This window comes from Leisingera sp. JC11, assembly GCF_040704725.1.
In the GTDB taxonomy this organism is placed as follows: Bacteria; Pseudomonadota; Alphaproteobacteria; order Rhodobacterales; family Rhodobacteraceae; genus Leisingera.
In genome coordinates this window covers 25,470-50,910 of the sequence record NZ_JBFCVS010000010.1, presented here as the reverse complement: position 1 = coordinate 50,910, position 25,441 = coordinate 25,470, and the positions used below count along the sequence as shown (strand labels likewise).

Sequence of the window (25,441 nt, the reverse complement as noted above, 5' to 3'; positions counted from 1 at the left end):
CCGTTTGGCGGTGACCCTATTGCACAGAAACCACCGGGGGGAAAGAGGCCCGGGGCAAGAATTCCTGCACTGCAGCAAATCTTTGATGCGCAGATGATATGGGTCAAAGCGCGCAGTCCGGCGGAAGCTATCAATAAACTTGCAGAAATGATGCAGGATTTCGCCATGACCGGCCCTTTGAACGACATCACCATTCTGGACCTGACCCATGTTTTGGCCGGGCCATACTGTTCCATGATCCTGTCGGACCTTGGCGCCAAGGTGATCAAGGTGGAACGGCCGGGCACAGGCGACGACACTCGCGCCTTCCCGCCTTTCAAGAACGGACAAAGCGCCTATTTCGCCACCATCAACCACGGCAAGAAAAGCATTGCGCTGGATCTGAAAGCGCCCGTGGACCGGGAAATTTTCGAACGTCTGCTGGCCCGGGCAGACGTGCTGTTGGAAAACTACCGGCCCGGCGTGATGCAGCGGCTTGGCTACGGCTGGGAGAACCTGCACGCCCGGTTCCCGCGGCTGATCTATGGCGCGGTCTCGGGCTTTGGCCACACCGGTCCCGATGCCCTGAAGCCGGCCTATGATATGGTGGTGCAGGCGCGCGGCGGGGTGATGTCGATCACCGGAGAGAAGAACCGCGAGCCGGTGCGGGTCGGCGCCTCGATCGGCGATATCGTTGCCGGCATGTTTCTCGGCCACGGCATTCTCGCTGCGCTGCTGGATGTGCAGAAGACCGGCCAGGGCCGTTTCATCGACGTCGCCATGCTGGACAGCCAGCTGGCCCTGCTGGAGCACGCCATCGCCATCACCTCCGTCACCGGCGAGGCACCGCAGCCCTCCGGCGCGCGGCATCCGTCAATCACCCCGTTTGAGACCTTCCACGCCTCTGACGGGCTGTTCGTGATCGCGGCTGGCAACGACGCGCTGTTTTCCCGGCTCTGCGAGGCCCTGCAGCTGCCGCTGGCCGCGGACCCGCGCTTTGCCACCAACCCGGCGCGCTGCGAAAACGCGCGCCTCTTGAAGCGTTTGATCGAGGCGGTGACATTGGATCGGCCCAAAAACCACTGGATCGCCTTGCTCAGCGAGGCCGGAGTTCCAACCGGGCCGATTCAGACCGTGGATCAAGTATTGCAGGACCCGCAGATCCTTTCCCGCAACATGGTTGTCGACGTGCTGGGCGAGGACGGCCGTCCGCAAAACCTGTCCGCCGGCAATCCCATCAAAATGAGCGGTCTGGCGGATCCGGAAACCCGCCGCCCTGCCCCGCGGCTAGATGGCGACCGGGCAGGGATTCTGGCGTGGCTTGAGGAAGTTGAGGCGCAGACGGGCGGCTGACCTCAGGCCCGCCAAAAAACAGCATCCCAAAGTCATCAAATCTCGGAAAATGGCGCCGGCAGACGGGAAAATGCCGCCCATTGCCTTTCGCTTGCCGCAAAAGACCATATGCTCCGCCTAAATTGCGGAATGAGAAGGCCACAGGCATGACTGACGAACCCCTCGTTGTGTTTACCCCCTCCGGCAAGCGCGGGCGTTTCCCCGTGGGCACGCCGATCCTGACCGCCGCCCGGCAGCTTGGGGTCGATCTCGACTCGGTCTGCGGCGGCCGCGGGATCTGCTCAAAATGCCAGATCACCCCCTCTTACGGCGAATTCCCCAAGCACGGCGTGACCGTGGCCGAGGGCGCCCTGAGCGAGTGGAACAAGGTCGAGCAGCGCTACAAAGACAAGCGCGGCCTGATCGATGGCCGCCGCCTGGGCTGCCAGGCCACCGTGCAGGGCGACATCGTGATCGACGTGCCTCCGGAAAGCCAGGTCCACCGCCAGGTGGTGCGCAAACGCGCCGAGGCCCGCGACATCACCATGAACCCTTCCACCCGGCTTTACTATGTCGAGGTGGAAGAGCCCGACATGCACAAGCCGACCGGCGATATGGAGCGGCTGATCGAAGCGCTGGACGCCCAGTGGAACCTCAAAGGCGTCAAGACCGACCTCCATATCCTGAACGTGCTGCAGCCCGCCCTGCGCAAGGGCGGCTGGAAGGTGACCGTCGCCGTGCATCTCGGCGACGCCAGCCATCCGCCCAAGATCATGCACATCTGGCCCGGCTTCTATGAAGGCTCGATCTACGGCCTGGCGGTCGACCTTGGTTCCACCACTATCGCCGCGCATCTCTGCGATCTGCAAACCGGCGAGGTTGTCGCCTCCTCCGGCATCATGAACCCGCAGATCCGCTTTGGCGAAGACCTGATGAGCCGGGTGTCCTATTCCATGATGAACAAGGGCGGCGACCAGGAGATGACCCGCGCAGTGCGCGAGGGCATGAACGCGCTGTTCACCCAGATCGCGGCTGAGGCGGAGATCGACAAGGCGCTGATCGTCGATGCGGTTTTTGTCTGCAACCCGGTGATGCACCACCTGTTCCTCGGGATCGACCCGTTCGAACTGGGCCAGGCGCCGTTTGCGCTGGCGACTTCCAACGCGCTGGCGCTGCGGGCGAATGAGTTGGATCTGAACATCCACCCCGCTGCCCGCGTTTACCTGCTGCCCTGTATCGCCGGACACGTCGGTGCCGATGCCGCTGCGGTTGCACTGTCGGAAGCTCCGGACAAATCCGAAGACCTGGTGCTGGTCGTGGACGTCGGCACCAACGCGGAAATCCTGCTGGGCAACAAGGAAAAGGTCCTCGCCTGTTCCTCCCCCACCGGCCCCGCATTTGAGGGAGCGCAGATCTCCAGCGGCCAGCGCGCCGCCCCGGGGGCTATTGAGCGCGTGGAGATCAACCCGGTGACCAAGGAACCCCGCTTCCGGGTGATCGGCTCCGAAATCTGGTCTGACGAACAGGGCTTTGCCGAATCCATCGCCACCACCGGCATCACCGGCATCTGCGGCTCCGGCATCATCGAGGCGATTGCCGAGATGCGCCTGGCTGGCGTGCTGGACGCCTCCGGCCTAATCGGCTCCGCCGGGCAGACCGGCTCCGCCCGCTGCATCCAGGACGGCCGCACCAATGCCTACATGCTGTGGGACGGTTCCGCTGACGGCGGCCCGACCATCACCGTGACCAACCCGGATATCCGCGCCATCCAGATGGCCAAAGCCGCGCTCTACTCCGGCGCCCGCCTGCTGATGGACAAGTTCGGAGTCGACAAGGTCGACCGCGTGGTTCTGGCTGGTGCCTTCGGCGCGCATATCTCTGCCAAACACGCAATGGTGCTGGGCATGATCCCCGATTGCGTGCTGGATAAGGTCACTTCGGCCGGCAACGCCGCGGGCACCGGCGCCCGCATTGCGCTCCTGAATACCGAAGCCCGCGGCGAAATCGAGGAAACCGTGCGCCGGATCGAGAAGATCGAAACCGCCGTGGAACCCCGCTTCCAGGAGCATTTCGTCAATGCCTCGGCGATCCCGAACTCGGCCGAGCCCTTCCCGATCCTGGAAACCGTGGTGACCCTGCCGCAAGTGAACTTCAACACCGGCGGCGGCGAAGGCGAAGGCGCTGGAGGCGGCCGCCGCCGCCGCCGCCGCGGCTGATCCCGGCCCGGCAAGAATTTCGCTGCGGCGCCCTTGACCTTAGCGGCGCCGCGGCATAATCCTGCCTTCACAAGCGGGTATGGTGAAATGGTATCATGCGAGCTTCCCAAGCTTAAGGCGCGGGTTCGATTCCCGCTACCCGCTCCAGCCTCCTATATTTTTCAGACAGTTACTACGCATTGCGGTGGTCTTCCCGCCTGACCGCTGAGGCCGCGCGCGCCCCTGCTGTTTGTGGTAGACTGCCCCGGCAGGCCCGCATGTTAAGGGCTGCCAGTTTGGGAGGGTACCAGTATGACACGTCATTATTTCGCCGCCGCACTTCTGTGCGCCTTCAGCGCCGGAACCGCATCCGCAGGTACAACCTGGGAACAGGGTGGCACCGGAACGGGTATCGCAAGCAATACACCCACCGAAATTGCCGACGGCCACATGGTGATTCAGACCAGCAGCTCCTACGAGAATGTCGAAATGGAAGACGCAGAGCACCCGATGAACGGCGCCGCCGGGCCCTGCTTTGGCGCAGTCGAGGCTGCCCCGTCCGGAGTCACTGGCGGCGGCATCTGCGCCTTCACCGACAAGGTTGGCGAAAAAGTGGTGCTGCATTGGCATGCCGAAGGTATGGACGCCTCCGGCGCCCTGACCGGAAGCTGGAAGCTCAGCGGCGGAACAGGCCCCTGGTCCGGGGCGGAAGGCGGCGGCACCTTCTCGTCGCTGACAGATCCGGAAACCGGCAAGTTCGTCAACACCATCACCAGCAATGTGACGCTTCCCTGACACGGGCCGCGGGGCGATCACGCCCCGCCGCTTCTGCAACCTGCGTCAGTTACCGGCCTCGCGCACGAAATCAAGCAAGGCGCGGGTTGACCCATCTTTGCCCTCCGCGCTTTTCTCGCCAGCAACCAGCGGTGCCAGCGTGTTGGCCAGCTCCTTGCCCAGCTCCACGCCCCATTGGTCAAAGGAATTGATCCCAAGGATCACCCCTTCGACAAACACCCGGTGCTCGTAAAGGGCGATGATCTGGCCCAGCACATGCGGCGTCAGCTGCGGGTAGATCAGCGTGGTGGACGGCCGGTTGCCCGGGAACACCCGGTGCCGCGCTTGCCGCTCCAGTTCAGCGCCCTCATAACCCTTGGCCCGCATCAGCACGCAGGCTTCCTCCAGGCTGCGGCCGCGCATCAGCGCCTCGGACTGGGCCAGGCAGTTCGCCACCAGCAGCTTGTGGTGGTGCGCCAGCTCAGGCTCATGGCCCTTGGCCGCCACCAGGAACTCGGCCGGAATGACTGATGTGCCCTGATGCAGCAGCTGATAGAACGCATGCTGGCCGTTGGTCCCGGGCTCGCCCCAGACCACCGGGCCGGTCGGATACGGCAAAGGCGATCCATCCATTGCCACCGACTTACCGTTTGATTCCATCTCCAGCTGCTGCAGATAGGCGGGCAGCCGCCGCAGCCGCTGGTCATAAGGCAACACCGCGCGGGTCGGATAGCCGCAGACCTGATTGTGCCAGATCCCGGTCAGCGCCAGCATCACCGGCATGTTCTGCTGCCAGGGGGCGCTGCGGAAATGGTCATCCATCGACTTGCCGCCCGCCAGAAAGGCGCGGAAGTTCTCCGGCCCCACGGCCAGCATCACACTCAGTCCGATCGGCCCCCAGACCGAATAGCGCCCGCCGACCCAGTCCTCGAACCCGAACACATGCTTGCGCGGAATGCCAAAAGCTGCAGTTTCTTCCTCAGAGGTGGACAGGGCCAGGAACTGCTGCGCAGGGTCACCTCCGCCCGCCTCAATCCAGCGACGCGCGGTCGCCGCGTTGGTCATCGTCTCGATGGTGGTGAAGGTCTTAGAGGCAACAATCACCAAAGTTGTCTTGGGATCAATCCGTTGCAGGATGTCGTGAATGTGGGCGCCATCCACGTTGGAGACAAAATGGCAACGCGGTCCGTCATGATAGGGCGCCAAAGCCAGGGTCGCCATCACCGGCCCCAGATCGGAGCCACCAATGCCGATATTCACCACATCGGTAAAGGCGCCGCCCGGCCCTTGCATCTCACCGGAACGGACCCGGCCTGCCAAGGCCTCCATCCGCTCAACCGTCTTGCGCAGCGGTGCGCGGATGTCCCCGCCATCAACCAGCAGCTCCGGCCCGTCCGGGTCCCGCAACGCGGTGTGCAGAACCGCCCGCTGCTCGGTTTCGTTGATCCGCCCGCCCTGGAACATCGCTTCACGCTTGGCAGCAACATCCCGTTTTTCACACAAGGCCGTCAAAGCGCCCCGCACTTCGGGGGTGATCCGGGTCTTGGAATAATCAAACAGGAGATCCCCGAACCTGACGCTGAACCCCTCGGCCCGGTTCGGGTCCTTATCAAACAAATCAATGATATCCACACTGCACACATCGGAATGCAGCGTCTTCAAAACAGTGAGCATTTCTACCTTTCCTGAAATCAAGGCGCCCAATGGACAGATGCCTCGGACAGAACAGCCTGAATGGGTGCGCTTTCCGGCGGCAAGGACATCGCCTGCTCCAGCGCCTTGCGCTTGGCCTCGCCGAAGATCACCAAATGCTTGGCAATTGCCGCGTCCAGCACCCGCGCCGTCAGGCTGACCCGCGCTTCAGGCTGGCTGTCAGGCCGCATAACCGCCAGCGGCGGCGCGTCACCGGCCAGCGCTGCCTCTATCCCGGAAGCACCAGGAAACAGCGAGGCCGTATGCATGTCCTCGCCCATGCCCAGCAGCAGAACAGACAGCGGCAATTCCGGCACCACCCGGCTTTCGAGCTCTGCCAGCACCTCCTCCGGCTCGCGCTCCGGCACATGGAACGGCAGGAACTGCGCCTTTGCCGCCCGGTTCTGCAGCAACCTCTGGCGGATCATCGCCGCGTTGGAGCGGGCATGCTCCTGCGGCACCCAGCGCTCATCCGTTGCCATCACATGCACCCGGTCCCATTCGATGTCCGCGGCGCAGAGATCGTCGAAAATCAGCCCCGGCGTGGTGCCGCCCGCAACCGCGAACGACGCTGTGTCATGATGCAGAAGATGGGTTTTCAGATCCCCGGCAATCTCATTAGCGACTTCGATCGCCAGCATGTCCTGATCAGGGTATTCGTTGAATTTCATGGGTTTATCCCCCTCCATTCCCGCCCATCGCGGCGCATCAGCAAATCGGCATCCTCCGGGCCGGTGGTACCGCTAACGTAGGGTTTAGGCACATCGCCTCTGGATTTCCAGCCCTCAATTATCGGATCAGTCCAGGCCCAGGCTGCCTCAACCTCGTCCCCCCTCATAAACAACGTCTGGTTGCCGCGCACAACATCCATGATCAGCCGTTCATAAGCATCCGGCGGATCGCCGCCCTCCGGCCCCAGCGCCTCGGCAAAGCTCATGTCCAGCGGCACGTCGATCAGCCGCATGCCGCCCTGCCCCGGCTCCTTGATGGTCACGCTGAGGGTAATGCCCTCATTCGGCTGCAGGCGGATCTTCAGGTGGTTGGCATGGCGCCCGGCCTCCGCCCCGAAGATCGAATGCGGCGCGTCCTTGAACATCACGTTGATGATCGAGGACCGGTTCACCAGCCGCTTGCCGGTCCGCAGGTAGAACGGCGTGCCGGCCCACCGCCAATTGCTGATATGCGCCTTCAGCGCCACATAGCTCTCAGTCGTGCTGCGCGGGTTGCCGACCAGCCCGCGGTAGGACGGATGCGGTGCCTCCGGGTCCAGATTGGCCTGGTACTGGCCGCGCACGATGTGATGCGGCTCCACCGGGTCCAGCGCCCGGATCACCTTCAGCTTTTCGTCACGCACCGCATCCGGGTCGAACTTGGCAGGTGGCTCCATCGCAATCAGGCACAGAAGCTGCATCAGGTGGTTCTGCATCATGTCGCGCATTGCACCGGCGCGCTCGTAATATTCCTCGCGCCCCTCGACGCCGACGGTCTCCGCCACGGTGATCTGGATGTGGTCGACATACTGGCTGTTCCACAACGGCTCAAACAGCATATTGCCGAAGCGGACCGCCATCAGGTTCTGCACCGTCTCCTTGCCCAGATAGTGGTCGATCCGGTAGATCTGGCCTTCCTCGAAATGGCCCGCCAGGGTCCGGTTCAGCTCCCGCGCGGACGCCAGATCGCGGCCGAAGGGTTTTTCCACCACGATCCGGGCATCCGCATTGGCCAGCCCGTGCCTGTGCAGCCGCTCGGCCAACGGGCCGAACAGGCCGGGTCCGACCGAGAAATAGAACATGCGGATCGGTACTTCCTCCGCCGGGCGCAGCTGCCGGCTCAGCTCCTGCCAGCCCTCCTCGCCCAAGGCATCCAGCGCAACGTAGCTCACCCGCTCCAGAAACGCCTCCAGCGCGCCGCCGCCGCAGGCCTTGGGGCCAGCATGCGCGCGCAGGGCCTCTGCTACCACCGTCCGGTATTCCTGGCTTGTCAGGCTGGTGCGCGCAGCGCCGATGATCCGCTCATCCCCGGTCAGCTGGCCGGCGCAATGCCGGCGGAACAGCGCAGGCAGAATCTTGCGCTGCGCCAGATCGCCAGTGCCGCCGAAAATCACCAGGTCAAACGGGTCGACCGGTATCACACGCGAAACCATTCTTGTTCTTCCTGTCTTCGCCGGTGCAGGCGCGGCACACTGCCGCTCACATCCCTGTCATGTGCCCGCCCGGCTGCTTTCATTTCCTGCCCAGTATAAGGTAGCTTCCGGCGAAAGGCACTGCCCCAAAGGACATCCGCATGAAAGACCTGCAAAAATCTGCCGCGAACATAGGCAAATTCCAAGACGCCTTTGTGACGGCAGACGGTCAGCAGCGCGCCTCTGTGCCGCTCAGCCATCCGGAGACCCTTTGGTTCAATACCGGCACCCTGTGCAATATCGAATGCAGCAACTGCTACATTCTGAGTTCCCCAACCAACGACGCACTGGTCTATCTGACCACAGCCGAAGTGAAGAGTTACCTGGACCAGATCGCAGATCGCAACTGGCCGGTGCGGGAAATCGGTTTCACCGGCGGCGAGCCGTTCATGAACCCGGACATGATCCCAATGACCCGCGCCGCTCTGGAGCGCGGGTTCGAGGTGCTGATCCTCACCAACGCCATGCGCCCGATGATGCGCAAGACGGTCAAGGCGGGCTTGCTGGCCCTTCAGGAGGAGTTCGGGGACAAGCTGACACTGCGGATCTCAGTCGACCACTACAGCGAGGCGCTGCACGACAAGGAGCGCGGCGCGGGCAGTTTTGCGAAAACCATCGAAGGCATGGAGTGGCTGCGCGATAACGGCTTCCGCATGGCCGTCGCAGGCCGCACCGTCTGGGGGGAGAGCGAAGCTGAGGCCCGGGCCGGCTATGCCGAGCTGTTTGCCGGACACGGCTTTGCCATCGACGCGCAGAACCCGGGCCAGACCGTGCTGTTCCCGGAAATGGACGAAAGTGTGGAAGTGCCTGAAATCACAACCGCTTGCTGGGGAATCCTGAACAAGTCCCCGGACAGCGTGATGTGCGCGTCCTCACGCATGGTTGTGAAACGCAAAGGCGCAGACACACCCGCCGTGCTGGCCTGCACCCTGCTGCCCTATGCGCCCGAGTTCGAAATGGGCGCAACCCTGGCCGAGGCGGAGCGCCCGGTTCAGCTGAACCACCCCCATTGCGCGAAATTCTGCGTTCTGGGCGGCGCCAGCTGTTCGGCCTAAGCGCTAACCCGGAAGCACAGCAGCTTTGACCTGATCCCGGCGGGATGGCACCATGGGAAATAATCCCTGTCCGGTGTTGTCCAATGCGTTTCCTGTTTGCTTTGTTTTTGTGCCTTCTTCCCCTCTCCAGCGCCGCGCAGAACCGGATGGCGCTGGTCATCGGCAACAACAGCTATTCCGACGTCCCGGTGCTGGCCAAGGCACGCGCCGACGCGCAATCCATCGGCACCAAACTGAATGAGCTGGGCTTCACCGTCACCACGGCGCTGGATCAGGACCGCCGCGGCCTGAACCGGAAAATCTCCGAATTCACCGCCCGGCTGGAACCGGGTGACGCGGCTTTTGTTTTCTTTGCCGGGCACGGAGTGGAGATTGACGGCGAGAACTACCTGCTGCCGACGGATATTGCCGCCCCCAGCGCCGGTGGCAGCGAATTTGTGAAATCCGAGTCCATTGCGCTGTCGGATCTTCTGGACCGTGTCCGTAAGACCGGCGCCCGTTCCGCCGTGGTGATCATCGATGCTTGCCGCAACAACCCGTTCAAGCTGGTCGAGGGCCGCAGCATCGGCACCACCCGCGGGCTGGGCCGGATTGCGGCACCGCAGGGCACCTTCGTGATTTTCTCTGCCGGGGCGGGCCAGCTGGCGCTGGACCGGCTGAACGAAGAAGACACGGCTGAAAACTCCGTCTTTACCCGCGCCCTGCTGCCGCTGCTGTCCGAACCGGGGCTGGAGCTGCGCACGCTGGTTGCTGGCCTGCGGCGCGAGGTGCGCGATCTGGCCCTGACTGTCCAGCACAGCCAGGTGCCTGCCTATTATGATGAAATGCTGGGAGAGTTCTATTTCACGCAAGCCGCCGCGCCATCGGAACCTGCACAAGCGCTTGCCGGCACAATGCAGACTGACTTCGAACTCGCCCGCTCTATCGGCACTCCCCAAGCTCTCGACAGCTTTCTGGAGCGCTACTCCGGCCGGCAGGATGAATACACCTACACGGTGGCGCTGCAACTGAGGCAAAACCTCGAAACGGCGCAGTCCCTGCCGCAGGCGCCTTTACAACAGATGCCAGGCCCCTCTGAGGTTCCGGTCATACCGGACTCAAGAGAGGTGATGCGTGAGACACAGGCGGCGCTGAACGATATCGGCTGCCAGGCTGGCCGCCCGGACGGGATTGCCGGGCCAAGAACCCGCAGCGCCTTTGCGGCTTACCTTGCGGCTGCGGACACAGACCTTGGCGCCGACGATCTGGGCACAGCCCACGCGCTGGAGGAACTGCGCCGGAAGTCCGGGAAAATCTGCAAAACTGCGTCCAAACCCGCCGCCGCCCCAACTCCGGCGACCTCAGCGGTAGCGGCACCTTTTTCACTAGCGGGGGCCTGGAAGTACAAGGCAACCTGCGCCCTGGTGATCAAGGTCACGGGGAATGTCCATTACACGCATGCAGGCGGCAGCAAGTACCACGGGCGGCTCAGCGATTCACTCGGCCAGAACGCCAATTCGGAGGTCTACCTGAACGGCCAGCAGATCAGCGGCACGGATTACTTCCCCGGCATCACCGTCACCTGGCGCGGCCGCCTGGCTGCGGACGGCCGAAGCTTCACCGCCAGCGGCTCCACCGGCTGCGCGGTCTATGCCTGGCGCTGACCCGCCCTAATGGATCTGGAATTCTCCGACCACATTGCGCCACTCGCCCGGGCCGATCATCTTGCGGTGATTGAACCGCACCGAATGCAGCGGCCCCTCGATCTCGCGCTGCCAGAATTCGATGAACTCAAACAGCCGCGGGTGGTCCGGCGCCAGGTCGTACTGCTGCCAGACAAACGTGTTCAGAACATGGATATGATCCGGCATGTGATAGGTGAATTCCGCCGTGGTCAGCCCGTATCCCTTGAGCATCAGCTCGGTTTCGCTGGTCTCCATCTCTAGCCTCCAATTCTTACCCCCTCCTTCTGATGCTAGGGTGCAATTGGTTAATTTCCTCAAAAACAGTGCGTTACCGATGCGTGAACGGCTGGAGTCCGGCTTTCAGGGGCTGTGTGCTTGCGCCCCATATACGGTCTCTGATAGGGTGCGAACACAATATATAGACCCAGAAGAAAGAGCGGGCAGCCAACGTGAGCGATACGCCGGAAACTCCTGAAAACATGGACGAAAACCTGCCGGAACGCCCGGCTTATGACGGGCCGACCGTTTCCATCGAAACCGAGATGCGCAACTCGTATCTCGACTATGCGATGTCGGTCATCGTCAGCCGTGCAATTCCGGACCTGCGGGACGGTCTGAAGCCGGTTCACCGCCGCATTCTTTATGCGATGCACGAATCCGGCAACACCCATGACAAGGCCTACCGCAAGTCTGCGCGTCCCGTGGGCGACGTGATGGGTAAATACCACCCGCACGGCGACAGCGCGATCTATGACGCGCTGGTGCGGATGGCGCAGGATTTCTCGATGTCGCTGCCGCTCTTGGACGGCCAGGGCAACTTCGGCTCGATGGACGGCGATAACCCGGCGGCCATGCGCTATACCGAGGTCCGCATGGACAAGCCCGCCGCGGCGATCCTGGCGGATATCGAGAAAGAAACCGTTGATTTCCAGGACAACTACGACGGCAAGGACCGCGAGCCGACCGTGCTCCCGGCCCGTTTCCCGAACATGCTGGTCAACGGCGCCGGCGGTATTGCGGTCGGCATGGCCACCAACATCCCGCCGCATAACTTGGGTGAAGTGGTCGATGCCACATTGGCACTGATCGAAGACCCGGATCTGACCAGCGAACAGCTGATTGACTACATCCCCGGCCCCGACTTCCCGACCGGCGGCGTGATGCTGGGCCGCTCCGGCGCCCGCAAGGCCTATCTCGAGGGCCGCGGCAGCGTGATCATCCGCTCGAAAACCCGCGTCGAGGAGATCCGCAAGGACCGCTATGCCATTGTCGTGGATGAGATTCCCTATCAGGTGAACAAGGCCGCGATGATCGAAAAGATCGCGGAGCAGGTCCGCGAAAAGCGGATCGAGGGCGTGGCCCACGTGCAGGACGAATCCGACCGCAACGGCGTGCGTGTGGTGGTCGAGCTGAAACGCGACGCCACGCCCGAGGTGGTGCTGAACCAGCTGTTCCGCTTCACCCCGATGCAGACCTCCTTCGGCTGCAACATGCTGGCGCTGAACGGCGGTCGGCCTGAGCAGCTGACACTGCGCAAGTTCCTGACCTCCTTCATCGATTTCCGCGAGGACGTGGTCGCCCGCCGCACAGCTTACGAGCTGCGCAAGGCCCGCGAACGCAGCCATATCCTCTGCGGCCTGGCCGTTGCCGTCTCCAATGTCGATGAAATCGTCGCCACCATCCGCTCCTCTGCTGATGCTGCCGAGGCGCGCGAGAAGCTGATGACCCGCCGCTGGCCGGCCGCCGACATCGCGGATTACATCCGCCTGATCGACGACCCGACCCACACGATGAACGACGACGGGACCTATAACCTGTCCGAAACCCAGGCCCGCGCCATCCTGGAGCTGCGCCTGCAGCGCCTGACCCAGATCGGCGTGAAAGAGGTCACCGACGAGCTGGAAGAACTGGCCCGCAAGATCAAGGAATACCTTGAGATTCTGTCCTCGCGCGAACGCATCATGGGCATCATCGGCGACGAGCTGCGCGAAGTGCGCGACAACTTCGCCGTGCCGCGCCGCACCGAGATCGTCGACTGGTCCGGCGACATGGAGGACGAGGACCTGATCGAGCGCGAGGACATGGTGGTGACCGTGACCTCCGGCGGCTACATCAAGCGCACGCCGCTGGCCGACTTCCGCGCCCAGAAGCGCGGCGGCAAGGGCGTCTCGGGCATGCAGACCAAGGAAGAGGATGTGATCACCACCCTCTTCGTTGCCAACACCCATACGCAGCTGTTGTTCTTCACCACCGATGGCATGGTCTACAAGCTCAAGACCTGGCGCCTGCCGCAGGGCGGCCGCACCTCCAAGGGCAAGGCAATCGTCAACATCCTGCCGATCCCGACCGGGGTTTCCATCGCCGCCATCATGCCGGTCGATGTGCCGGACGAGGAATGGGAAAATCTGCAGGTGGTCTTTGCGACCTCCGGCGGCGACGTGCGCCGCAACCGTCTGTCGGACTTCACCAACGTCCGCCGCAACGGCAAGATCGCGATGAAACTGCCGGAGGACGGCTCCGTCAAACTGGTGAACGTGCGCATCTGCTCGGAAGACGACGACGTGATGCTGTTCACCAATTCGGGCCGCGCCATCCGCTTCCGCTCCACCGACGTGCGAGTGTTCAACTCGCGCGAATCCACCGGTGTCCGCGGCATCAAGCTGACCGGCGAGGACGATGTTGTCTCAATGTCGGTGATCCGCCACTCCAAATACACGCCGGAGCAGCGCACCGCCTACCTCAAGATGCGCCGGGCAATGGCCGGCCTGACCGACGATGCCGAGGCCTCGGACGAGGAGGCGCCGGAGGATCCGAACTTCTCGACCGAACTCTATGCAGAGATGTCGGCAGCGGAGAACCTGATCCTGACCATCACCGCGGGCGGTTCCGGCAAGCTTTCGTCCTCGCACGACTACCCGGTGCGCGGCCGCGGCGGCATGGGCGTGACAGCGATGGATAAGGCGATGCGCGGCGGCGAGATCGTCGCCTCCTTCCCGGTTGAGCTGGACGATCAGATCATGCTGGCCACCTCCAAGGGCCAGTCGATCCGGGTACCGGTCGATGGCATCTCCTTCCGCTCGCGCTCGGCCGGCGGCGTGCGGGTGTTCAACACCGGCAAGGGAGAGGAAGTGGTCTCCGTCGCCTGGATCGCCGAAAACGGCGAGGACGAGGACGGCGGCGAGGAATAAGCTCCATCCCATTGAAAACATTGAACGCCGTCCCGTTGCCGGGGCGGCGTTCGCATTGTTAACGGCCCCCTAACGGATGTTAGCTATTCTTACGGGCAAGTTCTGATTTCTCATGAAGGGAACGCCCCAATGAACTTGTTCCACTGCTCCATCGACCTGCATCACGAGGCCAAGGCGTTAATCGCCACGGCCGACATCGGCCTCTACCGTCCCTTCCTGGTTCCGGAACGGGCGGAGCGGATGGCGCTGATCTGACGGCTGACGCCTCAGGTCAGGGTGGTTCCCAGAACAAAGCTGGCAAAGATCAGATAGGCTACGGCTGTATGCATCGGATTACTCTCTTACTCACACCCCCATGAGACTCCGAGAATACCATTAAAATGCGGCATTTCCGGGGCAGCGGAATTTCCGGCGCCGCCAGAAGGCCTTAGCCGTGCCGCGATGCCGATTCAGAGATCGTAGAGCAGGCTGAACTTCTCTTCGAGATAAGCCAACAGCGGCGCGTGGCCGGGCTCCATGCCGGACGCATGCACAATGGTATCGCGCGGGCTGCGCAAGCCGCCGTGCTGCTGCAGGTTTTCTTTCAGCCAGGCGGTTGCGCCGTTGGTGTCGCCCTCTGCCAGCTGCGTATCCAGCCCCGGAACATCCCGGCGCAGCGCCTGGTACAGGCAGCCGGCATAGACATTGCCCAAGGTGTAGGTCGGGAAGTAGCCGAACAGGCCCACCGACCAGTGAACGTCCTGCAAACAGCCGTTCGACGGTTTGTCGACGGCATAACCGAAATCCGCTTCGAACCGGTCGTTCCAGGCCGCTTCCAGATCCTTCACCGCCAAATCGCCGCTCATCAGCGCGCGCTCCAGGCCGAACCGCATCATGATATGGAGATTGTATTGCAGCTCATCCGCTTCCGTCCGGATATAGCCCTTATGCACCGCGTTCACGGCGGCATAGAAGGCGTCCGCATCCGCAACACCAAAGTCGCCAAAGGCGTCTTTCATCTCCTGAAACAGCCAGCCGGTAAAGGCGCGGCTGCGGCCGATCTGGTTTTCATAGATCCGGCTCTGGCTTTCATGCACCCCCATCGACACGCCGCTGCCCAGCGGGGTCAGCAGGTAATCGCGGCTGATGTTCTGCTCATAGGCCGCGTGGCCCACCTCATGGATAGTGGAATAGAAGCAGTTGAACGGGTCTGTCTCGCTGGTCCGCGTGGTGATCCGCACATCCAGCCCCGCGCCGGAACAGAACGGATGCACCGCCTTGTCGACCCGGCCATGGGACATGTCATAGCCGAATTGCTTGGCGAGCTTGCGGGTCAGCTTCATCTGCGCGGCTTCGTCGAAACTGCCGGTCAGCCCCTTCGGCGCGGGTTTCTCCAGCACCTTGGCGCGCAGTTCCACCAGTCCGGGGCGCATGGCGTCGAAGATTTCTGCGATAGCCTCCCCGGTCATGCCGTGCTCATAGTCCTCGACCATGGCGTCATAGACGTCGCCGCCAGCGGCCAGCGCCTGGCCCTCCTGGCGCTTCAGGGAAACCACTTCCTCCAGCACCGGCAGGAAGGCTGCCACATCCTCATCCGCCCGCGCGGCGGCCCATTGGCCCTGCGCCTCGGATGTCACCTGGGCGATTTTCTTGGCCAGATCGGCGGGCACCTTGACGGTGCGTTCATAGCTGCGGCGGATTTCCCGCAGCTGGGCTTCACCCGCTTCATTCGGGGCAACCGCCTGCTCCAGCCACTCCGCCACCCGCGGATCACTTCGGCGGGCGTGCAGCACCGCCTCCATCGCGGCCATTTCCTCGCCTCTCTGCGGCGCCGCCCCGCGCGGCATCATGGTTTCCTGGTCCCAGCCCAGACGGCCCGCAATCTGCCCCAGCGCCTGGGTTTCGCGCTGGAAGGCCATCAGTTCGTCAAATGCGCTCATGGGTCAGTGGTCCTTGATCGAGGTTGCAATGGGATAGGCCGACAGAAAGCGCGCGCGCAGGATCAGCACCCAGACGCCGATTGCCACCAGCTGGTGCGTGATCGCCGCGTGCAGCGGCGCGGCGTAAACCACGGTCACGATCCCCAGCAGCACCTGCACGGAGAGCGCCGCAAAGACAGCGTTAAAGGCAAAGCGGGTGCGCGCATGGGCAGAACCGCGGCCGCGCAGCCAGGCCACCACGGCGAAGGCAAACAGCAGGTAGCCCGCCACCCGGTGGATGAACTGCACCAGGCCGGGGTTTTCAAAGAAGTTCTTCCAGACCGGCTCGAGCATGAAGGGGTTCGGCGGGATCACCTGCCCGCCCATCAGCGGCCAGTCGGTATAAGAGCGTCCTGCGTCGATGCCCGCCACCAGCGCCCCCAGCAGGATCTGCAGGAAGGCGAAATGCATCAGGCCGGTGGACAAGCTGAACAGCTTGGCCTCTTTGGCGCGGCGCGCCTGCATCAGCTCGCGTTCCTCGCGGCCCAGCATCAGCACATACCAGGCGATGAAGCCAAGGATCACAAAGGCCAGTCCCAGATGCACCGCCAGCCGGTAAGAGGCCACCGCAGTCATCCCCTCGCCCTGGGTGACGCCGGATGCCACCATCCACCAGCCGATGGCGCCCTGTACCCCGCCCAGAACGCCGGGCAGCAGCAGCCGGCCAGTCCAGCCCGCCGGGATCTTACGTGCGATCAGGAAACCCAGGAAACCGAGCGCCCAGACCACGCCGATGAAACGGCCCAGCTGGCGGTGCCCCCATTCCCACCAGTAGATTTCTTTGAAATCAGACAGTTCCATCCACTGGTTCTGGATGCGCCACTGGTCGATCTGCTTGTACTTGTCGAACTCTGCCTGCCATTCCGCCTCGGACATCGGCGGGATCGCCCCGGTCACGGGGCGCCATTCGGTGATCGACAACCCGCTGTCGGTCAGTCGGGTCAGCCCGCCCACCACGATCATCGCCACCACCAGCGCAAACAGCACCATCAGCCAGGCGCGGATCGCCTTGCGGGCGCCGCCGCGGCCGCGGTCGATCAGCCCCGGCTGCGCCGCTGGCGCGTCCTTCTTCTCGCCCTCGACCTCTTCGAAAATGCTGCGCTTGCTCATGCTTGCCTCTTTGTCTGTGGTGCCAAGCTAGGGGCGGGTAATCTAAAGGTCCAGAGCGGCTTACTCGCCGCCGCGCTCTTTCCAGCGGACCATCTGGCGCATGATCCCGTGCAGCATCTGCACGTCAGAGCGGGTCATCCGCATCCGGGACCACAGGTTGCGCAGGTTGGTCTTCATGCCTTCGGCCTTTTCCGGCGGGAAGAAGAAGCCTGCTTCGTCCAGCCGGTCCTCGTAATGCTCCACCAGTTTCTCGACCTCGACACCGGTGGCCCAGTCGCCCTTGCGGCCCAGATCGGTGGTTTCATGCAGCACGTCGCCGGACTGGCGCATCCATTCATAGCCCGTCAGCAGCACGCATTGGCCGAGATTGAGAGAGGCATAAAGCGGGTTCACCGGCACCGAGATGATGGCGTTCGCCTTGGCGATATCCTCATTCTCAAGGCCCGCACGTTCGGGGCCGAACATCACCGCGACCTTTTCGCCCGCTGCGATCTTCTCTGCCGCGATCTGCATGGCGCGTTCGGGGCTGTAGACCGGCTTGGTCAGGCCGCGCTGGCGGGCAGTGGTGGCAAACACATAGGTGCAGTCGCCCAGCGCCTCAGGCACATCGGCGCAGATCTGCGCCTCGTCCAGCAGACGCCCCGCGCCCGAGGACATCGCCACCGCCTTGGGGTTCGGCCATCCGTCGCGTGGCGCCACGATGCGCATCCGGTCCAGGCCAAAGTTCCACATCGCCCGCGCGGCGGCGCCGATATTCTCGCCCATCTGCGGGCGGACAAGGACGAAGGCGGGCTGGGGCGTATCGGTGGGCATCGTGTTCTCCGGCAAAATCGGCACTGCTGTACTGCCCGCGCGGCGGCGGGGCAAGGTCCAGCGCGGGTTTGGGCTGCATTTACCGGGGCTTCACCGCCGCAAATCCTTGCGTCCTGCCGGAAATCGGCTAAACACCGTCAAACCGCCTGAACAATGGAGCACCGCCATGGGAAGCCCCTCTGACGCACCGGAGCAGCCGCAGATCTATCTGATCTCCCCGCCGAGTTTCGAGCTGGGCAAATTCCCCGCTCAGCTGGCGCGGGTGCTGGATGAGGTCGACGTCGCCTGCGTGCGCCTGGACCTGTTCAGCCGCGATCAGGACACGCTGAGCCGCGCGGGTGATGCGCTGCGCGAAGTGACCATGGCCCGCGACGTGGCGCTGGTGATCTCCGATCATCAGATCCTGGCGGAACGGCTGGGCCTGGACGGCGTCCATCTGACCGATGCATCGAAATCCATCCGCACCGCGCGCAAGGCGCTGGGGCCGGATGCCATTGTCGGCTGCTTCTGCGGTGCCTCGCAGCATGACGGCATGGTGGCCGGCGAGGCGGGAGCGGATTACGTGAGCTTTGGCCCGGTCGGCACCTCCGGCCTGGGCGACGGCGCGCAGGCGGAGGCCGATCTGTTCCAGTGGTGGTCGCAGATGATCGAGGTTCCGGTTGTGGCCGAGGGCGGGCTGACCGAGGATCTGGTGCGCGGCATTGCGCCCTTTACCGACTTCTTTGGCATCGGCGATGAAATCTGGCACGCAGAAGACCCGCTAGCGGCGCTCAAGGTGCTGATGCGGGCGATGGGCTGACCCGTCCCACGGTCACAGGAACACCCGCTCCACAAACCAGTAGCTGCCGATCATCGCAATGGTGACTGAGGCCGGGATTGCCACCCGGCCGCGGTATTTCGGGTGCCGCCCGAACCAAAGCCGCACGCCCAGATAGGCCGCGGCAATCACCGCCAGCTGCCCCAGTTCCACCCCGACGTTGAAACCGATCAGTGCGGGCAGGAACTGGCTGGGCGGCAGACCGAATTCCCCCAGCACAGTAGCAAAGCCCAGGCCGTGCAGCAGGCCGAAGCCGAAGATGACAAAACTCCGCCATGCGTGCAGTTTGCGGGCAAAGATGTTTTCCACCGCAACAAAGACAATCGACAGCGCAATCAGCGGCTCGACGATGGCCGGGTACACATCGACCATGCCCAGCGCCCCCAGCGCCAGGGTGATGGTATGGGCGACGGTGAACAGGCTCACCTGCAAGAGCAGAGGTTTCACCCGCGGACTGAGGAAGAACAGCCCCAGCACAAACAGGATGTGATCCAGCCCTTTGGGCAGGATGTGGGTGAAGCCGACAGGGATGTACTCCATGAAAGCCTCAACCGGCGCCTTGGCTGCACCTCCCCGCAGCGGGATTGGCGGCGAGGTCTCCCCGCCTTGCAGGTAGCCGGTATAGGGCTCCTCCACCCCGTTCTGCCGCAGCACCACCCCGCCGGAGCCCGCGGGCCAGGTTATGCGCAGACTGCCAGTTCCGGCGGGAACATCTCCGGTCAGTTCCAGGAACGAGGCCCGCGGGAGGCTTGCATCACCTACGTCGGGGATAGTGATCCTTGTGACAACCAGCACAACCGGGCCGCCGGCCTGGACTCTGAACGTCTCCAGCCACTCCTCCGCAAAGAGCGTCACCATCGGCTCCAGCTCCTGCGCTTCCAAGGCGCGCAGCTCGTCATAGTCTGCCGCCTGCGGAGTCTGGTTGGTATCCGACAGCCCGTCCAGATTGATGCCCGCAACAAAGGCTTCGATGTTCAGCCGCAGTTTCAGGGTGAGCTGCCGGTCAGTGACGGTGAAATCAGCGATGGCCGGGGTGACCTCATGCGCGCGGACACTTGCCCCCCCTATTGCCACCACACAGAACAGCAGCGCAAATAGTGCCCGCAGCCAAGTCATACCACGCCTGACAGCCAAGGACCCCTTCATGCACTACCGCCTGTTCTGCTCAATTCTCTGTGCCGGGCTGACCCTTGGGGCCGCACCGCTATTATCCCACGAGTTTTGGATCGAGCCGGAGAAATATCAAGTGGAATCCGGAGGAGCGGTGGTGGCAAGGCTGCGCAACGGGCAGGAATTCAAAGGTGCCGAGCAGCCCTATCTGGATCACCGGATCGCCCGGTTCGAGGTGATGCAGGGGGAAGCGGCCTCTCCCTATCTTGGCCGGATGGGGGATATGCCTGCCTTTGCCGGGGACACGATACAGGACGGGCTGGCAGTGCTGATCCATCAGACCCGGCCGCAGACCCTGACCTATGACAGCTGGGAGGAGTTTCAGGCTTTTGTCGATCACAAAGGGTTTGCCGGGGTTCCTGAAGCGCATCAGGCACGCGGCCTGCCGGATGCAGGCTTTGCCGAGCAATACACACGTTACGCCAAGGCGCTGGTGGCAATTGGCGATGGCAGCGGCGCGGATCTCTCCACTGGGCTGGAGACAGAGATTATCGCTTTGGCCAATCCCTATACCGATGACATGACAGCAGGGCTTCCGATCCGTTTGCTCTATCAGGGCTCTCCCCGGCCAGAGGCGCAGGTTGAAGTCTTTGCCAAAGCCCCGGATGGCGCAGTAACCATCAGCACCCAGCTGACGGATGCCAAGGGTGAGACTGTTGTCAGCGTAGCTCCGGGGAACAGCTACCTGCTGGACGCCGTGGTCCTGCGCCCTGCCCCGGACAGCAAAGATTACGTTTGGGAAAGCCTTTGGGCTGCCCTGACATTCGCCGTGCCACCCCGGTGAAGCCGCTTGCAGAGGCCTGCCAAAGGCGGCAATAGGTCAATATGACACAAGCCCCTAACTCTCAGACACCCGCCATCCTGTGCATCGGGTCGGTCCTTTGGGACATCATCGGCCGCTGCACCAGCGAAATGCAGCGCGGCTCCGACATGCCCGGGCGCATCACCCGCCTGCCCGGCGGCGTTGCGATGAACATCGCCATGACCCTGTCACGCTTTGGCATGACACCAGCGCTTCTGACCGCGGTTGGCCGCGATCCCGAAGGCGACGAGCTGATCCATGCGTGCGGCCACTTCGGCCTGATCACCGATCACATCTACCGCTCCGAGGATCTGCCCACCGACCGCTACATGGCAGTGGAAGGCGCCAACGGGCTGATTGCCGCCATTGCCGACGCCCATTCGCTGGAGGCCGCGGGCGACAAGATCCTGCGGCCGCTGTCCGACGGCTCGCTGGGCACCGAGGCCGCGCCTTACGCAGGCCAGGTGGCGCTGGACGGCAACCTGACCTTGTCGCTGCTGGACGACATCGTCGCCAGCCCGGCCTTTGCCAAGGCCGACCTGCGCGTCGCGCCTGCCTCGCCGGGCAAGGCGGAACGGCTTCGCCCGTTCCTGACCCGCACCCGCGGCACGCTGTATGTGAACCTGGAAGAGGCCGGCATCCTGTGCCAGGGGGAGTTCACCGACAGCGAAACCGCCGCCCAGGCGATGCTGGACCGCGGCGCCGCGCGGGTGCTGGTCACCGATGGCGGCTCCTCTGCCACCGTGGCCGATGCCCAGGGCACCATCACCCTGCACCCGCCCCGCGTGACCGTCGCCCGGGTGACCGGCGCAGGCGATACCTTCATGGCCGCCCATATCGTTGCCGAGGCACGGGGCGAAGACCGCAAGACCGCATTGGCCTCAGCCCTCAAGGCTGCGGCAACCTATGTTTCAGGAGAACCCCCGCTTTGATCGAGATTCAGTATTCCTCCGAGGTCCAGGCCGCCAAGGCCGCAGGACAGGCCATCGTTGCGCTGGAAAGCACCATCATCACCCACGGCATGCCCTACCCGCAGAATGTCGAAGTCGCTGCACAGGTAGAGCAGGACATCCGCGATGCCGGCGCCGTGCCGGCCACAATGGCGGTGATCGACGGCGTGCTGCATGTGGGGCTGGAACCCGATCAGCTGCAAGCGCTGGGACAGGCCAAGGGGGTCGCCAAGATCTCCCGCGCCGACATGCCCGCCTGCATCGCCACCGGCGGCACCGGCGCGACCACTGTGGCAGCGACGATGATCGCCGCGCGGCTGGCAGGGATTTCCGTTTTTGCCACCGGCGGCATCGGCGGTGTCCACAAGGGCGCTGAGACCTCTTTCGACATCTCCGCCGACCTGATGGAGCTGGCGCAGACCCCGGTCACCGTTGTGGCCGCGGGCGCGAAGGCGATCCTCGACCTGCCCAAGACGCTGGAAGTGCTGGAAACCCAGGGCGTGCCGGTGATTGCCTATGGGCAGGACAGCTTCCCCGCGTTCTGGTCGGCCCAGTCGGAGCTGAAGGCACCGCTGCGCATGGACGAACCGGTCCAGATCGCCCGCGCTCATGCCACCCGCCAGGCGATGGGGCTGCCCGGCGGCCAACTGGTTGCCAACCCGATCCCGGCAGACGCCCAGATCGCGGCCGAGGAACTGGCCCCGGTGATCGCCCAGGCCCAGTCCGAAGCCGACGCCCAGGGCATCGCCAGCAAGGACGTGACGCCCTTCCTGCTTGCCCGGATTTTCGAGCTGACAGAAGGCCGCTCGCTCACCGCGAACATCGCGCTGGTGCGCAACAATGCCCGGCTCGCGGCAAAGATCGCACAGGAACTCAACAATCTCGCACAATGAGTTGATTTTTGGGGCGGAAACCATTGCTCCGCCCCAAAACAGTGCCTAGGTTCCAGCGGAATTCCTGGAAAACCGATCTATGACCACGCCATTCGACGAAGAACCCCACCGCCGCCGCGGCCTGTTTGCCAGCCTGCGCGCCTCTTTCCTTACCGGCATCGTAGTGATTGCCCCGGTGGGCCTGACCATCTGGCTGTTGTGGTCGGTGATGGGCTGGATCGACAGCGTGGTGCTGCCGCTGGTGCCCCATACCTTCCGGCCCGAACAGTACATCGGCATCAACCTGCGCGGTGTCGGGCTGATTATCTTCCTGCTGTTCACCATTGTCGTCGGCTGGATCGCCAAAGGCCTGATTGGCCGCTCTCTGATCAGTTTCGCCGAAAGCCTGGTGGAGCGGATGCCGGTGGTGCGCACGGTCTATTCCGGTATCAAGCAGATCTCAGAGACCGTCTTTGCCCAATCCGAGCGCAGCTTTGAAAAGGCCTGCCTGGTGCAATACCCGCGCAAGGGAATCTGGGCAATCGGTTTCATCTCCACCAATGCCAAGGGCGAAATTGCCAAGCGGGCCGAAACCAGCGGCGGGCTTGTCAGTGTTTTCCTTCCGACCACACCAAACCCCACATCCGGCTTTCTGCTGTTCGTGCCGGAGGAGGACGTGATCGAGCTGGAGATGTCGGTGGAAGACTCGGCCAAGCTGGTGATCTCAGCGGGACTCGTTTACCCCAATCCCAAGGACCCCACCAAGCCGGTGCAGAACGGCAAGAAGCCCAAAGCGCTCGAAAAGGAAAGCGTCTGACCTAACCGAACATCGCAGGCAGATCAGCTGAGGAGCGCACGCCGAGGTTTTTCCGGTCCCGCACAAGGAATGCCTCCGCCGCATCCCGTCCCGCCTGTTTCAGCCGTGCCAGGATCTGCGGCACTGGGATCAGCTTGGTGGTGACCGACAGCTGCGTCATAAGGGCGTCATCGGCAATCATGTGAACCCGCACTTGTTTCATCCGGCCGGGCTTCAGGGTGCCGTCCGCCAGCAGGCGCTGCACGAAATTGATGGCCCGCAGCTCCCGCAGCAGCGAGGAGTTGAAGCTGATCTCATTCACCCGGTTGCGGATCTGCTGCGGCGTCTTGGGGATTTCGTCGCGCTCCAGCGGGTTGATGTTCACGATCACCACATCCCCCGGCAGCGGATCCCGGAACAAGGGGAACAGCGCCGGGTTGCCGGTATAGCCGCCGTCCCAATAGGCCTCAATGCGGCCGGTTTCCGGATCCTCGATCTCAACCGCCTGAAACAGGTCCGGCAGGCAGGCAGAGGCCAGAACCGCATCAGTGCTGATCTCTTCCCCCTCGAAGATGCGGATCTTGCCGGTGCGGACGCAGGTTGCGCAGATGAACAGCTCCGGGCCTTCACCGGCACAGACCTCTGCAAAATTGAACTGCTCCACCACCTCGCGCAGCGGGTTCTTGTAGAACGGACCGTAGTGATAGGGGGAGATCACCTGGCTGAGGCTCTCCAGCGGCGAAAACGGCATTGCCGCATCCAGTGCGCCAGCCCAAGCCACCGCATCAAACCGCGTCAGCCAGTGATTGAAGCGCATATCGCCCACGGCGCCCATCCGCGCCCACAGCCCGTCCAGCGCTGCTTTGGCGCCTGCGCGCCCGCCCTGCACCATGCCGGACTTGAACGCGGCCCCGTTCAGCGCCCCGGCAGAGGTTCCGGTGATGCCCGCAACCTCGATCCCCTCCTCTTCCAGCAGCCGGTCGAGCACACCCCAGGTGAACGCCCCGTGCGCGCCGCCGCCCTGCAAAGCCAGATTAATCTGCACCGCCAAGATCCACCTGCCTATTTCACCTTTGTGAAAATACTCCGGGGGTGAATTGCCCCCTCAGGGAGCAAGAGGGGGCTGGCCCCCTCCCGCCCTATCGTCAGTCGTTTACAATGCGGTCCAGCCGCCATCGACGCTGATGGTTGTGCCAGTGATCTGCGCCGCAGCGTCAGAGCACAGGAACGCCGCGGTGCCGCCCAGCTGCTCCACCGTGGCAAACTCGCGGCTCGGCTGGCGTTCCAGCATCACCTTCTTGATCACCTCTTCCCGGCCCATGTTGTACTTCTCCATGGTGTCGGGGATCTGCGCCTCGACCAGCGGTGTCAGCACATAGCCGGGGCAGATCGCATTGCAGGTGATCGGCTCTTCCGCGGTTTCCAGCGCCACCGTCTTGGTCATGCCCACCACCCCGTGCTTGGCCGCCACATAAGCCGCCTTGTAAGGCGAGGCGGTCAGCCCGTGCGCTGACGCAATATTCACGATCCGGCCCCAGCCGGCCGCGCGCATTTTGGGAAGCGCTGCCGCCATTGTGTGGAAATTCGAGTTCATGTTGATGGCGATGATCGCATCCCATTTTTCCTGGGGAAACTCGTCGATCGGCGACACATGCTGAATGCCCGCGTTGTTGATCAGGATATCGCAGGCCCCGGCCTTTTCGATCAGCGCGCGGCAGTCCGCGCCCTTGGACATATCGGCCTGAACGTACTGGGCCTTGACGCTGAACTCACGGGCGAGTTCAGCTGCCAGCGCGTGATCCTCCTCCCGGTCGGTGAAGGAGTTCAGGACGACATTGGCTCCTGCCCGTGCCAGTTCGCGCGCGACCCCCAGGCCGATGCCTGAATTCGATCCGGTGATAACGGCGGTCTTTCCTTGCAAGGTCATCGCTTCCTACCTCATGGCTGACTGAAACTGCCGCCACTGTGCCATGCTGCAGATGCAAAAGAAACGCGTAAGACTACGGATGCCGCCATAGCCCAATCCCGGCAAATTCATCAGGTGAAAAGGCAGAGAACCGGGCACAAAAAAACGCCCGCACGAGGCGGGCGT

22 protein-coding genes and 1 tRNA gene are annotated in these 25,441 nt (G+C 63.4%); 13 read left to right on the top strand and 10 right to left on the bottom strand.

All coding sequences use genetic code 11. The features are described from left to right. Nucleotides 1-165 precede the first annotated feature (165 nt). From AB1A62_RS12625 to AB1A62_RS12610, 4 genes are all read left to right on the top strand, one after another. Nucleotides 166-1,332, top strand: coding sequence for a CaiB/BaiF CoA-transferase family protein (locus AB1A62_RS12625; RefSeq protein ID WP_366661931.1), 1,167 nt, complete (start codon nucleotides 166-168; stop codon nucleotides 1,330-1,332). Between the two features lie 146 nt (nucleotides 1,333-1,478). After that, a complete protein-coding gene (locus tag AB1A62_RS12620; RefSeq protein ID WP_366661823.1) occupies nucleotides 1,479-3,527 on the top strand; it encodes an ASKHA domain-containing protein in 2,049 nt (682 codons plus the stop codon). A 73-nt stretch (nucleotides 3,528-3,600) separates the two neighbouring features. After that, nucleotides 3,601-3,674, top strand: a tRNA-Gly gene (locus AB1A62_RS12615). A gap of 144 nt (nucleotides 3,675-3,818) precedes the next feature. Beyond that, nucleotides 3,819-4,301 carry a hypothetical protein gene (locus AB1A62_RS12610; RefSeq protein ID WP_366661822.1) on the top strand — a complete coding sequence of 161 codons (483 nt, stop codon included), beginning with the start codon at nucleotides 3,819-3,821 and terminating at the stop codon, nucleotides 4,299-4,301. Nucleotides 4,302-4,346: 45 nt separating this feature from the next. Here the strand turns inward: AB1A62_RS12610 and pgi are convergent, their stop codons facing one another. Genes pgi through zwf form a run of 3 tightly spaced genes read right to left on the bottom strand, consistent with a single transcriptional unit; the run spans nucleotide 4,347 to nucleotide 8,115 of the window. Next, nucleotides 4,347-5,954, bottom strand: a complete 1,608-nt coding sequence (gene pgi, locus AB1A62_RS12605; RefSeq protein WP_366661821.1) for a glucose-6-phosphate isomerase — start codon at nucleotides 5,952-5,954, stop codon at nucleotides 4,347-4,349. Nucleotides 5,955-5,971: 17 nt separating this feature from the next. Further along, entirely contained in the window at nucleotides 5,972-6,643 is a 672-nt protein-coding gene (gene pgl / locus AB1A62_RS12600; protein WP_366661820.1) for a 6-phosphogluconolactonase, read from the bottom strand. Beyond that, nucleotides 6,640-8,115, bottom strand: a complete 1,476-nt coding sequence (gene zwf / locus AB1A62_RS12595) for a glucose-6-phosphate dehydrogenase (RefSeq protein WP_366661819.1) — start codon at nucleotides 8,113-8,115, stop codon at nucleotides 6,640-6,642. Before zwf ends, pgl begins: the two co-directional genes overlap by 4 nt. A 140-nt stretch (nucleotides 8,116-8,255) precedes the next feature. On the opposite strand from zwf, the gene AB1A62_RS12590 reads away from it, so the two are divergent. Both AB1A62_RS12590 and AB1A62_RS12585 read left to right on the top strand, forming a co-directional pair. Continuing rightward, a complete protein-coding gene (locus AB1A62_RS12590; protein WP_366661818.1) occupies nucleotides 8,256-9,209 on the top strand; it encodes a radical SAM protein in 954 nt (317 codons plus the stop codon). A gap of 146 nt (nucleotides 9,210-9,355) precedes the next feature. Further along, entirely contained in the window at nucleotides 9,356-10,852 is a 1,497-nt protein-coding gene (locus tag AB1A62_RS12585; RefSeq protein WP_366661817.1) for a caspase family protein, read from the top strand. 6 nt (nucleotides 10,853-10,858) lie between these two features. Here the strand turns inward: AB1A62_RS12585 and AB1A62_RS12580 are convergent, their stop codons facing one another. Next, nucleotides 10,859-11,128 (bottom strand): usg protein, encoded by a 270-nt coding sequence (locus AB1A62_RS12580; protein ID WP_065267285.1) that lies wholly within the window; start codon nucleotides 11,126-11,128, stop codon nucleotides 10,859-10,861. 224 nt (nucleotides 11,129-11,352) lie between these two features. Here AB1A62_RS12580 and gyrA point away from each other — a divergent pair, with 224 nt between their 5' ends. Together gyrA and AB1A62_RS12570 are read left to right on the top strand one after the other, a co-directional pair. Further along, on the top strand, nucleotides 11,353-14,061 hold the full coding sequence (gene gyrA, locus AB1A62_RS12575) for a DNA gyrase subunit A (RefSeq protein ID WP_366661816.1): 2,709 nt from the start codon (nucleotides 11,353-11,355) through the stop codon (nucleotides 14,059-14,061). A gap of 129 nt (nucleotides 14,062-14,190) precedes the next feature. Continuing rightward, nucleotides 14,191-14,316 carry a DUF6614 family protein gene (locus AB1A62_RS12570; protein WP_366661815.1) on the top strand — a complete coding sequence of 42 codons (126 nt, stop codon included), beginning with the start codon at nucleotides 14,191-14,193 and terminating at the stop codon, nucleotides 14,314-14,316. Between the two features lie 194 nt (nucleotides 14,317-14,510). Here AB1A62_RS12570 and AB1A62_RS12565 read toward each other — a convergent pair whose 3' ends face one another. The 3 genes from AB1A62_RS12565 to AB1A62_RS12555 are packed head-to-tail and all read right to left on the bottom strand — an operon-like array spanning nucleotide 14,511 to nucleotide 17,942. After that, the gene (locus AB1A62_RS12565; protein WP_366661814.1) at nucleotides 14,511-15,980 is read right to left on the bottom strand and encodes a carboxypeptidase M32; all 1,470 of its coding nucleotides are present in this window, start codon (nucleotides 15,978-15,980) and stop codon (nucleotides 14,511-14,513) included. 3 nt (nucleotides 15,981-15,983) lie between these two features. Further along, a complete protein-coding gene (gene ctaA, locus AB1A62_RS12560; RefSeq protein ID WP_366661813.1) occupies nucleotides 15,984-17,129 on the bottom strand; it encodes a heme A synthase in 1,146 nt (381 codons plus the stop codon). Nucleotides 17,130-17,189: 60 nt separating this feature from the next. Further along, the gene (locus AB1A62_RS12555) at nucleotides 17,190-17,942 is read right to left on the bottom strand and encodes an RNA methyltransferase (RefSeq protein WP_366661812.1); all 753 of its coding nucleotides are present in this window, start codon (nucleotides 17,940-17,942) and stop codon (nucleotides 17,190-17,192) included. Between the two features lie 166 nt (nucleotides 17,943-18,108). On the opposite strand from AB1A62_RS12555, the gene AB1A62_RS12550 reads away from it, so the two are divergent. Continuing rightward, a complete protein-coding gene (locus tag AB1A62_RS12550; protein WP_174147030.1) occupies nucleotides 18,109-18,741 on the top strand; it encodes a thiamine phosphate synthase in 633 nt (210 codons plus the stop codon). A 12-nt stretch (nucleotides 18,742-18,753) separates the two neighbouring features. Here AB1A62_RS12550 and AB1A62_RS12545 read toward each other — a convergent pair whose 3' ends face one another. Beyond that, nucleotides 18,754-19,905 carry a HupE/UreJ family protein gene (locus tag AB1A62_RS12545; RefSeq protein WP_366661811.1) on the bottom strand — a complete coding sequence of 384 codons (1,152 nt, stop codon included), beginning with the start codon at nucleotides 19,903-19,905 and terminating at the stop codon, nucleotides 18,754-18,756. Here AB1A62_RS12545 and AB1A62_RS12540 point away from each other — a divergent pair. From AB1A62_RS12540 to AB1A62_RS12525, 4 genes are all read left to right on the top strand, one after another. After that, nucleotides 19,904-20,713 carry a DUF4198 domain-containing protein gene (locus AB1A62_RS12540; RefSeq protein ID WP_366661810.1) on the top strand — a complete coding sequence of 270 codons (810 nt, stop codon included), beginning with the start codon at nucleotides 19,904-19,906 and terminating at the stop codon, nucleotides 20,711-20,713. The two genes, AB1A62_RS12545 and AB1A62_RS12540, sit on opposite strands and share 2 nt — an antisense overlap. Before the next feature lie 41 nt (nucleotides 20,714-20,754). Further along, nucleotides 20,755-21,663, top strand: a complete 909-nt coding sequence (locus AB1A62_RS12535; protein ID WP_366661809.1) for a PfkB family carbohydrate kinase — start codon at nucleotides 20,755-20,757, stop codon at nucleotides 21,661-21,663. Then, nucleotides 21,660-22,574 carry a pseudouridine-5'-phosphate glycosidase gene (locus tag AB1A62_RS12530; RefSeq protein ID WP_366661808.1) on the top strand — a complete coding sequence of 305 codons (915 nt, stop codon included), beginning with the start codon at nucleotides 21,660-21,662 and terminating at the stop codon, nucleotides 22,572-22,574. Before AB1A62_RS12535 ends, AB1A62_RS12530 begins: the two co-directional genes overlap by 4 nt. Before the next feature lie 79 nt (nucleotides 22,575-22,653). Beyond that, the gene (locus AB1A62_RS12525; RefSeq protein ID WP_366661807.1) at nucleotides 22,654-23,370 is read left to right on the top strand and encodes a DUF502 domain-containing protein; all 717 of its coding nucleotides are present in this window, start codon (nucleotides 22,654-22,656) and stop codon (nucleotides 23,368-23,370) included. Between the two features lies 1 nt (nucleotide 23,371). On the opposite strand, the gene AB1A62_RS12520 is transcribed toward AB1A62_RS12525, so the two are convergent. Further along, complete coding sequence (locus tag AB1A62_RS12520) at nucleotides 23,372-24,400, bottom strand: patatin-like phospholipase family protein (protein WP_366661806.1); 1,029 nt, start codon at nucleotides 24,398-24,400, stop codon at nucleotides 23,372-23,374. A 102-nt stretch (nucleotides 24,401-24,502) separates the two neighbouring features. Beyond that, entirely contained in the window at nucleotides 24,503-25,276 is a 774-nt protein-coding gene (locus tag AB1A62_RS12515) for a 3-hydroxybutyrate dehydrogenase (RefSeq protein ID WP_366661805.1), read from the bottom strand. Between the last annotated feature and the right edge of the window lie 165 nt (nucleotides 25,277-25,441).